The organism is Methylovulum miyakonense HT12 (assembly GCF_000384075.1).
Lineage (GTDB): Bacteria > Pseudomonadota > Gammaproteobacteria > Methylococcales > Methylomonadaceae > Methylovulum > Methylovulum miyakonense.
Window position 1 is genome coordinate 3,533,457 of sequence record NZ_KB913025.1, and the last position, 13,242, is coordinate 3,546,698.

The window sequence follows — 13,242 nt, forward strand, 5'->3', positions numbered from 1 at the left end:
TTCCGCCTCACCGCTTTGGACGGCAATCGTGACCGATCGGCATTCGCCAGCGGCGAAGAGCCGCTTGACCGCTATCTATGGGCTTTTTAAAAACAATGAGATAATAAAATCTGTTGGTAAATTTTGACACCCTTTTCTTGCCAAAAATGGCAAGTTTTCCCCGCTATTTTACAGTCATGCCACTCCATACGCCCCTATCCCCAGAAGCGCAAACCCTGATCGAAACCCGTCTTTCCACACTGGCTATTGAACATCAAGTCAAGATCGTCTTTGCTTGTGAATCAGGTAGCCGGGCCTGGGGATTTCCGTCACCGGATAGTGATTACGATGTCCGGTTCATCTATGTCCATCCTCAAGAATGGTATCTGGCTTTAGACGAAGGGCGCGATGTCATTGACTTGCCCATAGAAGACAGTGCGGTCGGGCTGCTGGATTTTGGCGGCTGGGATATGCGCAAAACCTTGCGCTTGGCACGCAAATCAAATCCGGTCATTTGGGAATGGCTGCAATCCCCCATCATTTATCAAGGGTTTGATACGATGGCGTTGCTGGCTTTACGCGAGATACTTGACCCTTTTTATTCACCCATCAGTGCTTGCCACCATTATTTGTCTTTAGCCCGTGGCACGATGGAGCGGAAATTGACGGATTCCACCGTTAAGATCAAGAAATATTTTTACATGCTCCGACCTTTGCTGGCAGCGGCATGGATTGAACGATACCGCGAAGTTCCGCCCATGGAATTGACACCCTTAATGGCGTTGCTAGACGGGCAACCGACGATAAAAGCCAGTATTGATAACTTGCTGGAACGCAAACAAGTGACGGACGAACAGGTTCCAATTGCGCGGATTAACGTGCTTGATGATTTTTTGGCACAGGAATTGGCCCGATTACAGGAATCGGCTAAACAATTACCCACGGCGGTTGGCGATCCGGTAGTTTTGGATGGCCTATTTCTAGCGTTTCTTGGCGGATCAGAATGATAGATACTTTCCCGCCCTGCCCTTTAATTGTCCGTCCGTGAATCTGAACATAGACGATCTTAAACGGCAAAACCTGATTTTGCTGGAAGCCTTAAGCGGCAGCCGGGCTTATGGTTTGGACACGCCACAATCCGATACGGATCTGCGCGGCGTGTTCATCTTGCCGCAGGAACGCTATTTTGGCTTTACTTACATCGAACAAGTATGCAGTGAGCACAATGACCATGTTTATTATGAACTGGGCAAATACCTCAAACTATTGGCAAAGAACAACCCATCCAGTATCGAGTTGTTGTTCGCGCCCAAGGAAACGATCATTTACCAGCATCCGTTGTTGGACAGGATTGAACCAAGACGAGTCTTGTCACGTTTATGCCGGGACAGTTTTGCCGGTTATGCCTTAAGCCAAGTCAAACGTGCCAAAGGCTTGAACAAAAAAATCTTCAATCCCGTCGCTGACATATTGCCACGACCGATTGATTGTTGCCATATCGTCGAAGGCGACCAAACGGTTCCAGCGGAACACTGGCTTGTCACACAAGGGATGCAAGCAGAACGTTGCGGCCTGAGCGCGTTGCCACATGTACGCGATGGTTACGCGTTGTTTTATGCCGACGATGGTCAAGAAGGCAACGCCCGCTTTAACGGCCTATTCCGCTCCGACCCACAGATGAATTCGTCATCACCTTCGCAAGATGTCTGCCTGTCTTCAATACCTAAAGGCATGAAACCTAAAGCTTGGTTGGTGTTCAACAAAGACGAATTCGCCCGCCGCCTACGTGAGTATCATGATTATCGGCAGTGGGAACAATCACGCAATCAGGTACGCTATCAAGGCACGCTGGCACATGGCGGCGGTTATGATGCCAAGAACATGATGCACACTTTCCGGTTGTTGCGCATGGCGAAAGAAATCGCCACGATTGGGCGACCCCTTGTGCGCCGTCCTGACCGCGAAGAATTGTTGGCGATCAAGGCCGGGCAGTATAAGTATGAGGATTTGATGGCGAAAGCGGCACAGGAACTGGTGGAGATTGATGCAGGTTTTGCCGCCTGCCAGTTGCCCAATGCGCCCGATGTCCAGCAAATAGAACGCTGGGCGGTGGAGATTCGCAGGGCTTGGTATTGTTGTAGCTAAATTTGGGGTGGGTAAATTGAATTGCGTGGATTTTAACTTACATCCGCTATTGCCGATAGGCTTGCTCAGTTCGGTAACCAATAAATCGGACTATTCTTTTCGGGATGCCGTTTTTTCATACAAGTTGAAGTGTTCCTAAACCAATGCCGTCATAATTTATGCACTATCAATTTACAACCGCTTTGGAGCCAGTATTCCTGAACAATTCCCGCCTGATATTTTTTCAGTAATACCCATACTTCCCTAATCAAATCATACTGACTATTATCCAAAGTGCTTTGGCAGTCTGCCGATTGCTTTGTGTATAATTCGGGATTGGCTTTTAACCGATCATTTAGCAATGCTTCCAAATCGGTTAAACGGGGTGCAACAAACCCCGTTACCTTGGCAAAGGACTGGACAATTAACAAACCCTGGGGATCGATGTCAGTCATCACCAGTACAGGCAAGTCCAATTTTGCCAACAACTGCCGGACGGCTTGTTGACTGTAGCTGTTATCGCCACGATACAGCACTAAGGGATCATCGTAGTCTGTTGGCAAATCTAGGTGCAGATTTGCTAGCCGGTCAAAACAGCGGTAATTTTCAACAATCAAAATACAGTTATGGGCGGTGCTTGAGAAGTCTGCCAACGCTATATCAAAATGACCGCAAGGTGGTAACAAGTAAGCATGGCCGTTGACTTTTAAAGTAAAACCAGTCAATACCTTAACAGCCAATCGATTTTTTTTAACCGCCAGCCCCGCCAATTTCTCATTCAGTGCAACAGCTAAAACTTGTTCTCGCGGCATGGCTGCAAAATCAGTGACCAGCGATTGTTCAAGATCGATGCCCGTTGCTTCTTTAACCAACACCAACAGTTCAGCCTTATCCTGAGAGCTAATTTCCAGCTTTGTGCCCTGTGTCCGGCCAATATTGAATTGCTGATGCAAGGATTGCCAAGTTGGGTTAAGTGGAAACAGCTCTTTTTCTGATTGTAGGGCGTTTTGGATAACCTTCAGCACTTGCTTGTTCAACGCTCGTCACCTTTAAACGCCAGGACAATATCCTGCACTGTTTTATTACCCGAAAACGGCAGCCCGTCATCAGTTTCAATCAATTCCAGTTGCAGGCGTTTATTGCTTTGTTGGCGCCGCAACCATTCATTCAGCACACAACTTAACCAGATCGACGGCTCTATGTCGCTCACGAATGCTTTGTAAAAAGCGATAGCGGAAATCGGTTGGCTTGGGTTGCGTAGTACCCGTTCGAAATAGCGTGCCGTGTGTTTACGGTATAGTGGCAATTCCAGAACGTGTTTGCTTGGCGGATTTAATGACACGGCGTTGACAGCGCGTGGTTTGGGTTTTGCTAATAAGACATCGGTATCGCGGCGGATTTTTTGCGCAATCTCAATCAGGTCTTGGGTTAATGTATTATCCAGCGGGTCAGCATAGGCAAACAATGCCAATGGCTTAACTTGGTTCCAGTGTTCGGGGATGTGCTCGCTCTCACTCCAGTCCTGCGGTTGGTAATTCTGGTTTTGTTGCAAAAAAAAAGCAAAGCCTTGCACCCGTTGCGCCCTTGCTTCAATTTGCCGAAGTTCAAACAAAAACACCTTCAGCTTATTGAGAATGTCCTGCATACGTTGTTGGTAAATCGGTAGCAGGCGGATCAATTGTTGGTCGAGTAAGGCATACAGCAACGGTTGGTCTTCCACCAGTTCCAACAAAAATTCCGGTTGCAAGGCGGTGATGGCATTGACCAGTTTTTCCAAACGGGAAATGTAAAACGTGTTTTGCTTTTGCTTTTCCGCCAAGGTGCGGACATTCGCGAAACGGCTGTTGACCAACATCAGTAAATAGCGGGTGTTTTCTTCCAGGGTATCGGACAGATCAAATACCAGCCGTTCGATTTCGGCAAAATAACTGTCGCCATCATCCACGCGATTTTCAGCCAACGCATCCTGATATAAGCCGATTTGTTGTTCAAGCGTATCAATCCAGCTGGCCAGATCGGTGTCCAAACGGCGGACGCGGTCAGAACTTAAGGCGCTGTCGATAAATTGCCCTAAGCGTCCGGCGACGCGATAGCCATCAGCGTTATGGTTGACCAATATTTTCAATTGTTTCAACTGATTAAGAACACGCTGGTTTTGGTTGTCTTTGTAAACCACACCGTTGTAATAGGCTTCGGCAATCAGCTCGCCATGTGTCGCCAAGGCTTTAAACAGGCGTTCCAGCCCCTGCCCTGCCTGGCTCAAAACAAACTCTCCTGAATCGTGTCGTTTTCGCCTTGCTCTATTGGGATTTGTTCATGTTCTTGGATAAACTGCAAGGCCTGATAAAAATAATCCATCTTGCCCGTGACCTGATAAATTAAGGTGTCGCGGTTGGCTAAATGCAAATAGCCCCATTTTTGCAAAGTGTTCAGCAACTTTTCCAAACGGCCTTTCACCGAATCATCACTGCTGGTGAAATCTTTAAATCTGGCAAAACCTTGCAAGCGGTCAGCTTGGGCTTGGTTTTGTTCGATGGCTTGTAACAAACCCGAAAAACTAAAGGTATCGCCGGGCGACAAGCTTGTGTCTTGGTTCAAGCAAGACATCATCATATCCAGCCATTCCACGACGGGTTGTAATTCAACCCGAAATTGCTGGAAAACCTTGCGGATGTCGCTACGCGCTTGGCTGTCGATAGTCCGGTAAGACGTATAAAAAGCCAAGTGGTTTTGAGTGCGTGACAAACGGTAATCCAAACGTTGTAAAAACGATTCGACTTGCTGGGCATTATCTGGGTCTTGTAAATAACGGAAACCTGATTCATCGCTGATATCGCAAACAAACTCACCTTGTAACAGGCGTTTCACGACGCTTTCAAACATGTTCGGCTTCCTCAGCCAAAGGCACCAATGCCGATAAATAATCGGCATCCACCGCCATTTCCAACAATTGTCGATAGCCGAACACTTGATAGCGATTTTTAAACAGCCGCAATACATCGGGATCAGGATCGGGGAAGGCTGAAAACAGGCTGATGTTGTTTTTGGTGAGAATGTCCACTAGCATTTCAATGTTCATTTGGTGCAATTCTTTCAGTTCATCCATAGGCCAGACGATAGTTAAAGGCTGGTCTTTGCGGATCATGTTAACCAACGCGATAAAAAACACGCATAAAATCAGATACGACAAACCGTGGCTGGAGATTTGCCGTAATTCCTCGGCGTGGGTGGCTTTTTTCGTTCGCCCGTTTTCGGTGACCATGATCTCCAATTCCAGCAAGTTGACCAGCTTCATTTCCACGCGGCCTTTGCTTTGCAATTGCTCGGCGACTTGTTGGACGATGTCGGCAAAATCCTGGGATGGTAACGCACCATCATTACTGCGGTTCCACTCATCGTAATCTTTGGTAAACCGAACGATTTGCTCCCAATAGCCCAAGGAGGTGACTTTGGAAGTCAATCGGCCTTCAATGCGTTCAATTTTTTCAAAGCGGATATTGCTGTCGATGTTTGCCGCCAAGCGTCTGGATAAGGAATCAATGCCGCGGTCAAACCGTGCCAAGGCTTGTTGGTAATTGCGGATAGCACTGCCAAATAGCCTGGCTTGGCTCAGCAGCCAACTTCTGGCAGTATCCGATTCACTCGCATACCAGGCTTGGATACGTTCCAACCAAGCCAAGTCTTCGCTATCAAACCCCAATTCATCTTCGACGCGGATGTAATAGCGGCCTGGATGAGTTAAGGGAAACCTTGCCAAGACTTGCTTAAAATGCCGGATCAAAGCGGCAAGGCCTTTACGGGCCTCCTTGTGCTGTTCGATCAAATGACGGTATTCGCCATGCAACAACGCCAAGGTGTGGGCATTGTCAAAACTGACTTGCTCAGGTACACGTTTGGAATAAGCCGACAAATTTACCAATAATTCGTTAATCATTTTGATCTCTTTGGCAAGCTTGTCCAGCTTGCTTTTTATCCGTTCTAGCCCTTCATTTAAAGCTTTGCGCTGTTGTTGGCTTTGGGCATATTCCGTTTCATATTGGCGTTGTTGCTGCTGTATTTGGGTTTCGCAAACATGGCGTTGGTTGGTTAAATCATCATAGCGTGACCAGTCATTCTCCAGCCAATGTTGATAGTCATTAACGCTAAGCCTAGCTGCTTCCGCCGCTTTTTCTTCGGATTTTAATCGGGTAATGCTGGTTTCCAATGCGGTTAGCGTGGCAGTATCGACTTTACGCTCTTGTAAACTGTGCAGACGCTGTTGTTCCAATTGCTCCAGTGCCGTTCGTTCTTGTTCTTTGAGTTGCTCGATAAGTTGTTCGATTTTGTTGCTTGCCGTCGCCGTTTCCGCATCGATTTGATTGCTCTTAGCGTCAAGTTCTTGGCTTAAACGTGTCAAATCGGCTTGTAACTGCTGTTTAAGCGTTTGTAGTTCGGAGTTGCAGCGTTTGATTTGCTCTTCCAAGGTCTTTTTGTCTTGAACAAGTTTGGCCGCGCGCTCCCTTTTGCTACGCTCGATCTGCTGTTTTAACGAGCTTAATTCTTCAGTGAGTTTATTTAACTGGGTTTGCAGCTGTCCGAGCTTTAAATCTGCCGCTTTCTTTTGGTTGTTAAGCTGGTTGGCTGTTTTTCTCAAATCTTCCAATTGGGCATCGTTTTGTGCTTCGGAAATCGCCAAGGCGTTGATTTGATGTTGGTTCGCCGTTATCAGGGTGCGGATTTTATTTTCATCCGCCGTAAAATCAGCAGGCAAGTTATCCAGATTCAAGTCCACGCCATAAAAGCTGTGCGGGATTGGCCGTAACATCGGCTCCAAATCTTCTCTTAACAACAGTTCAGGATTGATGACTTTGGCGATAGTCTCCGTCCACTGCGGCTGATGCTCGCGCAAAAAGCCCAGTAATGTGTCGGGGTTGGCATCCAGTTGTTTCTGTAAAAGCGCCAGTCCGTCCTGCGCGTCCTGTTTGGCTTTTGCCTGTTTGCTTTTTTCGTTCAGCAACGCGTCAATAACAGATTGGTTTTGCTTGATGCTGGCTTCAACCTCCCTCAGCGCTTTTTCCGCGTCTTGTCTGTGTTGCTGAGTTTTATGAAAGCTTTCCTGCTTGAATTCCTGGTTGGCAAGCAAGTGAGGTTCAGGTTGGGCTTGGGTAATTTGGCTGTTCAGAGCCCCTCGCGCTTCGCTTAATGTTAATTGTTCATTCTGTTTGTCATCTTGTTGGATTTGATTGGTTTGTCTGAATGATTCTTTTTGTTGTTCATTTTGCTGGGTGGCGATAGCTTTACTATAGGCGGCTTTCAGAGTTATTAAGCTTATGGATTGCCTGTAGCCATTTATTTGTTCGGCAAAGTGCTGGGCTTTTTCGGCTTTAAATTGCTTGTATTGGGCATCAATGTCCTGCACATCCGTTAGCAACCGCTGATAATTTTCCTGCTCTTGCTGCAAATGTGCCTTGATCTGCGGTAGACGCAAAAACAACTGGTTTTTACTTTGAATATCCTGTTCATCCCATTTCTTTTTTTCGTTTACCAATTGGGTTTGTTGTCGCCGCACTTGCTCCAAGGCTGCTTTAACTTCCGCCAAGGCCGATTTCAATTGCTGCTCGCGTCCTTCCCAACTCTGTTTGATCTGTTCCAATTGTTGATGGCAGAGATTACCTGCATCTTGCTCTTGCTGCGAATAGTGTTCATTTTGGCTGAGTAAACAGCGTAAACGATGCTGAAGTTCGCCAAGACCCCATTCGATTTGCCCAAACTCCGTTTCCAATTGGTTCAGGTGGTCAATTTTGTCGCGCTCCGCTTCGGCGGTTTGGAAAGCGCGATACTCCTTGTGCCAACTGTCCAAGGTTTCCATCTGTACATTCAAAGCAATCGCATCTCGGTTTTCTTCGATGCAATTCACTAACATGTCGCGCAAATCAGCAAAGTCTGTGGAGCGCGTCAACATACCCGTAATGATTTTTTCGATGTTTTTTAAGCGGTGTCCGGTGCTGTGGTTGCAAAAACTGTAACGCGCTACCATTTGCCGCATTTCTTGGCCTTTTTTATGCGGTAAGTTTTGGATGACGGTGCGGTAATCGCTACAAGCGGTAAGCTGGTCACTGTGATTGATGTGCCGTTTGGTCAAGTGCGCCCGTAAACTGCGGCAAGACACCGGGTAAAAAGTGCCGTCGCGGCGGGTTTCGATAAAATCATCCCTTTCAAAGCCTTTATCGACAAAGCGGTAACACAGACCGTCATCGCTGGGCGCGGCGTAAATCACTGCCATGCAGGTCTGTTCGTTACGTTGGTATTCAAAAATGATGTAGGAGGATTCATTGGGCAAATAATGCTTGGCGAAACTGTCAGTGACACGGCTTTTGGGTACCAGTCGCCCTGGCCTTTCGCCAAAAAATAGCGGGATTAAACGCAGTAAAGTAGTTTTTCCTGCCCCGTTAACGCCGTTAAGATTGGTGTGCCCATCTAGCCTCACCTCAACCAGTTCGCCAGGTTTGTAGGAGTCGATAAGAATTAAGCGGTTAAGTAAGTGCATGCTATTGTTCTAGATAATGAAGCTGTAAAACAGCGTGGAAAATTTGCCAGTTTTTGCAAGGAAAAAGCGTCAAAATTTACCAGCAGATTCTTTTTATCCCATTGTTTTTCAAAGTCCGTAGTCGAATTTTACTGGAAAAAGCGGCGCTAATTAGTGGCAAATATTGGAAGCTGTTTTGCACGTATATGAGTTCCATTGTACGAAAATGGCTTTAAATCTTCTAAAATCTAGATTTTTTGCCCCATAAGCTTCAGTACCAAAAATACGTTCGTTTGTTAGACAAATCTCACCATAGCTGATAGAGATAGGTTTTTCCCTTTCAGGGAGACGTCAAAAGTAGGGTTTATTTTGTTGTTAGTCAGGCTCGGCCAAAATTGATCTGACGGTTTCAAGTGTCATGATAAGGGTCATCGGCTGCAAAGGCGATTCCACGAAGCCCCGTGACAGATAAAACTGCTTGGCCTGGTCAGAAAGCGCATGAACCAGTAGAGCGAACACACCCGCATTGCCGGAGACGTTGACCGCCCGTAGCATCGCATCACGCAGCAGAGCCTGCCCAATTCCCTGGTTGTGGTATCGCTTATCGACGGCAAGCCGACCGAGGAGCAAAACCGGCAACGGGTCTGGCATGTTGCGGCGCATGGCTTTGGGTGCTGCTTCATGACTGATCGCCCCCGCCGATAGGCTGTAGTAGCCAATAACCTTCGCGTCGGCACACAACACAAAACAGCGCGAAGCTCCAATTGCATGGTTTTTGAACGCACGTCTTTTGAGCCATTCGTTCAGGGAAAATTCGCCGCTGTCGAAGTTCGACAGCTCCAGTTTATCTGTGATTGGAGCTGGCGGTGTGAGTTTGAGCGAGATCATTGCTCCCAGGGTGCTTTCGTCTTGAGTAATCGGCGTAGCTTATCAGAGGGCGGCAAAGGGTTATCGAGCAGTGCCTGAAATTGGGCAAAAGTGACTTCATCGACGGTAAAGAAGGTTTGGTCTAGCAAAACATCTTCCGCTTCCCGACAAGCCGCTTCCAGCATGAAATCAGACCGGCTGCGACCGAGGCGATCCGCGGCCTGGTCAATCAGGTCGCGTTGCCTAGCCTTAGCGCGGATGTTGATGGAAACGGAACCCGTTTCTCTAGTTTGTGTCTGGGGCATGGCAATATTCCTCTGTATGTATAATAAATATACATTATTGTATAGAAATCAGCAACACATCTAGCAGTGGTCGTTAGCCACCTTTTGTATCCTTGCAATATTTAGATAATGGGATTGGTGATGGGGCTGTAAGCCGCTATTGGACGAATGACAATGCGTGTTAGTCAGGTCGAACTATACCACTTTTTTGACACTTTTCGGTAAGACAGGAAGTTTTGGCTCCTGTCATACTATTTCGTTCGAAAAATTAACGCATAAGCTTTAGTTGTTGCCCGAAATGAAACTATCGAGAGACCCTGCCCAGGTAATAGCGGCGATCGCTGAACGTCGAAAAAACATAAGCACTCAAAAAAGTCCGAATCCGATAAACGCTCCCTCATCTCCTGTTCCGGTACAACTCGACTTTTGGGAAGATGGAAAACGCGCCGCCCCTAATGCCATTTTTCGGTCTGCATTATTTCCAGCCTTGAATCCAAAACAAAAAGAAAACCGCAAATTCATAGAAGAAAAGATTTTCTCTGTTGCGGGTTTGACTGTTTTTTTTACTGGCAAGCAATTTGACCAATCCGATCTTGATGTCTACCTCGAACTTTTAAATATGGCACGTCCTTATCCTTTAGGTTCTGTTGACGTTTTGATAAAAAATTAATGCTTTATTTTCATTATGTTAGGAAATTAACTTTGATTTTATCATGTCATTCCGGCATGGATTGCCGGAATCCAGTGGCCAAGGATGGCTTCCCGGCCATCTGGATGCCGCCATTCCTTGGCGGCATGACGATAACCTTTTGATTTTTTCTTAATGAAACGTCAACAGAACCTAGGACAGCCAATAAAATTCTCCGCCTATGGCCTCTTAAAAGCGTTAGGTTTGACGACTGGCGGAAAAGATCATGCAAGATTACATTCGGTTTTACGACGCCTTTGTGGTGGTGTTATCGAAATAACTGATCACAAAAAACGCTATTTTGGACAGCTCATATATGGCGGAATCCGTGATGAAATCACCCTTAACTATGAAATCACTTTAAACCCGGATTATGCCCAATTGTTTGGTTTAGGAATGTGGGCCAGTATAGATAAATTACAACGACAGGCATTAGGCCGGGACGCAACCTCTAAGGCTTTACAAGCTTATTATTTACTGATGTTACGCAGCCCGTAATTTCTGTAACTCTTCATACGCCATTTGATTCGCTTTTATAAACAGCTTAGCCCGAGTGGCGAAATGGTTGGTTTTATGTTTAATCTTCAAACATTCTAGCTTGAACACGGCATAAATCGACATGAAGATGTGGTTGTTTTGCGTGGTGACGGTGCGGGTGGGCGACTTCGCCAGCCCCGCGTTGGATTTCAGCGACTTATGGGACTCCTCGACTTTCCACCGTTTTTGGTAGAGAGCCGATGCTTGTCCGCCGTCGCACGCCAAATCGCTGCACACCAGATTCAACAAACCGGTGCTGCCGTCTTTGTTTGTAAAGACCCGCCGGACGAACAGCACTTCATGGTTGAAGCCCTTCATCCAGCCGCGCACCGATTGTTGATCCGCCAATTCCAGATGGCTGATCCGTACATAGCGTCCTTCATTCTTGTCGGTTTCGGTCAATGCCACCAAGCGGTTGTCCTTGAGCGCGCTGATGAAGTGTTTGCCTTTCTTGAGGATGAACTCGAAGTTCTCCTTAGCGGCAAACCAGCTGTCGGTCAGGACATAGCGGAACTTGATGGCGTTCGCCACGCAGGTGGCGATCATCGAACGCATCAGTTCATTCTTGGTGAACTCCGCCGCCCGCTTGACCTTGCGGGTTTTTACGTCGCTGAACTGATGCGGTTTGCGCACCACTTCGAAGGCGACCGGAACCGACACGTCCCCGCTGTGGTACAGCGCGTTCAGCAGGTTGATGCCTTTGACGGAGCGGCCTTTGCAGTGGTCATAGTGCCAACACATGATCTCGTTCTCGTCGGTGCTGGCCTTTTCCTGGACGGTGTCGTCGAAGATCAGGCACGCGTCATCCTTCTCGATCTGGCGCACGGTGCGTTTGACATCAACCCACAAGTCTTTTGAGGTATACAGCCTGGCGGACATGTGGCGGGTTATCTGGTCATGGCTGACTTCACCGTCAAGCATCGCCGACAGGCTGGTCGCCGTCGCCAAGCCTTGGTTGCAAATCAGGTAGTCTGTGTAGAGTTCTGTTTTTTCTTTATCCATCCTGAAATGATACGCTTTTTGGGATGGGGGTGCGTAACATCAGTTATAAGCTGAAATTTCCGGTATTCATCGAATGGTGTAATTATGGCGGCTAAAGAAACTTCCTCAGATCGCAAAACGGTCGCTTATCTGCGGGTGTCGACGCTCGATCAGGATCTTGAGAAGAACAAGGCGGATATCCTGAGTTTTGCCAACCACCATGATTTGGGCAAGGTGAATTTTGTCGAAGAAATTGCTTCAGGACGAAAGCCTTGGCGGGAACGTCAAATCGCCCAGGTGCTGGAAGAATTGCAGGAGGGTGATGCCATAATTGTGGCCGAACTTTCGAGACTGGGCCGCAGCATGCTGGAATGCATGGAAATTCTGGCGCTCGCTACCCGCAAGGGTATCCGAGTCTATTCAGTGAAGGGAAGCTGGCAACTGGACGACAGCATCCAAAACAAAATCATTGCGCTGGCGTTTTCGATGGCGGCAGAGATAGAACGCGATTTGATTTCGCAACGGACAAAGGAAGCGCTACGCTTCAAAAAAGAACAAGGCCTCACGCTGGGTCGGCCCAAAGGGCCTGGCAAAAGCAAGCTGGATACATTTCGACCGGAAATTGAGAGCCTGCTGGCGAACGGCTCGACGCAGAGATTTGTCGCCAAGCGCTATCATACGACCGAGGCCAATCTGCATAATTGGCTAAAGAAACAGGGGTTGAAGGCAAGCAAAGCCCGTACCCATTGGTAATATTAGAGAAATAGCATGAGTGAAACAGAGCAGGTACCGGCGGCGCTACAGGGAAAATACGATGAGATCGTTGAGCTTACCGACCGATGCTGCCAACAGCATTTGAACGAAGAATATCGGGGCCTTTGTCGGCGCATGGTAGCGAAGCTTTGCCGCAAACGTCCGTCGCCAATCGCCACCGGAAAAACCAATACCTGGGCCTGTGGCATTGTTTACTCGGTGGGTCGGGTCAACTTTCTGTTTGACAAGAGCCAAACGCCGCACATACGGGCGGATGAGCTATGCCAGCACTTTGGCCTCAGCCCGAAAACAGGCTCGGCGAAATCAACGGCGATTATGGAGTTGTTAAAGTCCGGGCAGGCTGATCCAAATTGGACGCTCCCAAGCAGGATGGCGGCCAATCCAGTGGCGTGGCTAATTCAAGTGAACGGTCTTATCGTTGACGCCCGGCATATGCCGCGTGATATCCAAGAAGAAGCCTTTCGACTTAGATTGATTCCCTATCTGCCGTGAGCGGGCCAACT

13 protein-coding genes are annotated in these 13,242 nt (G+C 47.7%); 6 read left to right on the forward strand and 7 right to left on the reverse strand.

The window, feature by feature from the left end; all coding sequences use genetic code 11:
* The first annotated feature begins 146 nt into the window (after positions 1–146).
* A complete protein-coding gene (locus METMI_RS0117410) occupies positions 147–986 on the forward strand; it encodes a nucleotidyltransferase domain-containing protein (RefSeq protein WP_156829887.1) in 840 nt (279 codons plus the stop codon).
* A gap of 37 nt (positions 987–1,023) precedes the next feature.
* Positions 1,024–2,124 carry a nucleotidyltransferase domain-containing protein gene (locus tag METMI_RS0117415; RefSeq protein WP_019867582.1) on the forward strand — a complete coding sequence of 367 codons (1,101 nt, stop codon included), beginning with the start codon at positions 1,024–1,026 and terminating at the stop codon, positions 2,122–2,124.
* A 149-nt stretch (positions 2,125–2,273) separates the two neighbouring features.
* Here the strand turns inward: METMI_RS0117415 and METMI_RS0117420 are convergent, their stop codons facing one another.
* From METMI_RS0117420 to METMI_RS0117445, 6 genes are all read right to left on the reverse strand, one after another.
* On the reverse strand, positions 2,274–3,140 hold the full coding sequence (locus tag METMI_RS0117420) for a DUF7281 domain-containing protein (protein WP_019867583.1): 867 nt from the start codon (positions 3,138–3,140) through the stop codon (positions 2,274–2,276).
* Entirely contained in the window at positions 3,137–4,366 is a 1,230-nt protein-coding gene (locus METMI_RS0117425) for a hypothetical protein (protein WP_019867584.1), read from the reverse strand. The genes METMI_RS0117420 and METMI_RS0117425 overlap by 4 nt, the downstream gene beginning before the upstream one ends.
* Complete coding sequence (locus METMI_RS0117430) at positions 4,363–4,986, reverse strand: condensin complex protein MksE (protein ID WP_019867585.1); 624 nt, start codon at positions 4,984–4,986, stop codon at positions 4,363–4,365. The genes METMI_RS0117425 and METMI_RS0117430 overlap by 4 nt, the downstream gene beginning before the upstream one ends.
* Positions 4,979–8,629, reverse strand: a complete 3,651-nt coding sequence (locus METMI_RS0117435) for an ATP-binding protein (RefSeq protein ID WP_051102359.1) — start codon at positions 8,627–8,629, stop codon at positions 4,979–4,981. Before METMI_RS0117435 ends, METMI_RS0117430 begins: the two co-directional genes overlap by 8 nt.
* Positions 8,630–8,983: 354 nt before the next feature.
* Positions 8,984–9,496, reverse strand: coding sequence for a GNAT family N-acetyltransferase (locus METMI_RS0117440; RefSeq protein WP_019867587.1), 513 nt, complete (start codon positions 9,494–9,496; stop codon positions 8,984–8,986).
* Positions 9,493–9,780, reverse strand: a complete 288-nt coding sequence (locus tag METMI_RS0117445; protein WP_019867588.1) for a type II toxin-antitoxin system TacA family antitoxin — start codon at positions 9,778–9,780, stop codon at positions 9,493–9,495. Before METMI_RS0117445 ends, METMI_RS0117440 begins: the two co-directional genes overlap by 4 nt.
* Before the next feature lie 268 nt (positions 9,781–10,048).
* On the opposite strand from METMI_RS0117445, the gene METMI_RS27130 reads away from it, so the two are divergent.
* Together METMI_RS27130 and METMI_RS0117460 are read left to right on the forward strand one after the other, a co-directional pair.
* The gene (locus METMI_RS27130) at positions 10,049–10,429 is read left to right on the forward strand and encodes a hypothetical protein (RefSeq protein ID WP_156829888.1); all 381 of its coding nucleotides are present in this window, start codon (positions 10,049–10,051) and stop codon (positions 10,427–10,429) included.
* A gap of 153 nt (positions 10,430–10,582) precedes the next feature.
* On the forward strand, positions 10,583–10,945 hold the full coding sequence (locus tag METMI_RS0117460) for a replication initiation protein (RefSeq protein ID WP_019867590.1): 363 nt from the start codon (positions 10,583–10,585) through the stop codon (positions 10,943–10,945).
* Here the strand turns inward: METMI_RS0117460 and METMI_RS0117465 are convergent.
* The gene (locus tag METMI_RS0117465; RefSeq protein ID WP_019867591.1) at positions 10,931–11,986 is read right to left on the reverse strand and encodes an IS701 family transposase; all 1,056 of its coding nucleotides are present in this window, start codon (positions 11,984–11,986) and stop codon (positions 10,931–10,933) included. The genes METMI_RS0117460 and METMI_RS0117465 overlap by 15 nt on opposite strands.
* 84 nt (positions 11,987–12,070) lie before the next feature.
* On the opposite strand from METMI_RS0117465, the gene METMI_RS0117470 reads away from it, so the two are divergent.
* Positions 12,071–12,718 carry a recombinase family protein gene (locus METMI_RS0117470; protein ID WP_019867592.1) on the forward strand — a complete coding sequence of 216 codons (648 nt, stop codon included), beginning with the start codon at positions 12,071–12,073 and terminating at the stop codon, positions 12,716–12,718.
* Between the two features lie 15 nt (positions 12,719–12,733).
* Positions 12,734–13,231 (forward strand): DUF6398 domain-containing protein, encoded by a 498-nt coding sequence (locus METMI_RS0117475; protein ID WP_019867593.1) that lies wholly within the window; start codon positions 12,734–12,736, stop codon positions 13,229–13,231.
* Positions 13,232–13,242: the final 11 nt, after the last annotated feature.

Excerpts from the sequence above, each read along its gene's own strand:
- METMI_RS0117435 (WP_051102359.1), bottom strand. The coding sequence starts at position 8,629 with ATGCACTTACTTAACCGCTTAATTCTTATCGACTCCTACAAACCTGGC.
- METMI_RS0117470 (WP_019867592.1), top strand. The coding sequence starts at position 12,071 with ATGGCGGCTAAAGAAACTTCCTCAGATCGCAAAACGGTCGCTTATCTG.
- METMI_RS0117460 (WP_019867590.1), top strand. The coding sequence starts at position 10,583 with ATGAAACGTCAACAGAACCTAGGACAGCCAATAAAATTCTCCGCCTAT.
- METMI_RS0117465 (WP_019867591.1), bottom strand. The coding sequence starts at position 11,986 with ATGGATAAAGAAAAAACAGAACTCTACACAGACTACCTGATTTGCAAC.
- METMI_RS0117445 (WP_019867588.1), bottom strand. The coding sequence starts at position 9,780 with ATGCCCCAGACACAAACTAGAGAAACGGGTTCCGTTTCCATCAACATC.
- METMI_RS0117410 (WP_156829887.1), top strand. The coding sequence starts at position 147 with ATGGCAAGTTTTCCCCGCTATTTTACAGTCATGCCACTCCATACGCCC.
- METMI_RS0117430 (WP_019867585.1), bottom strand. The coding sequence starts at position 4,986 with ATGTTTGAAAGCGTCGTGAAACGCCTGTTACAAGGTGAGTTTGTTTGC.
- METMI_RS0117475 (WP_019867593.1), top strand. The coding sequence starts at position 12,734 with ATGAGTGAAACAGAGCAGGTACCGGCGGCGCTACAGGGAAAATACGAT.
- METMI_RS0117440 (WP_019867587.1), bottom strand. The coding sequence starts at position 9,496 with ATGATCTCGCTCAAACTCACACCGCCAGCTCCAATCACAGATAAACTG.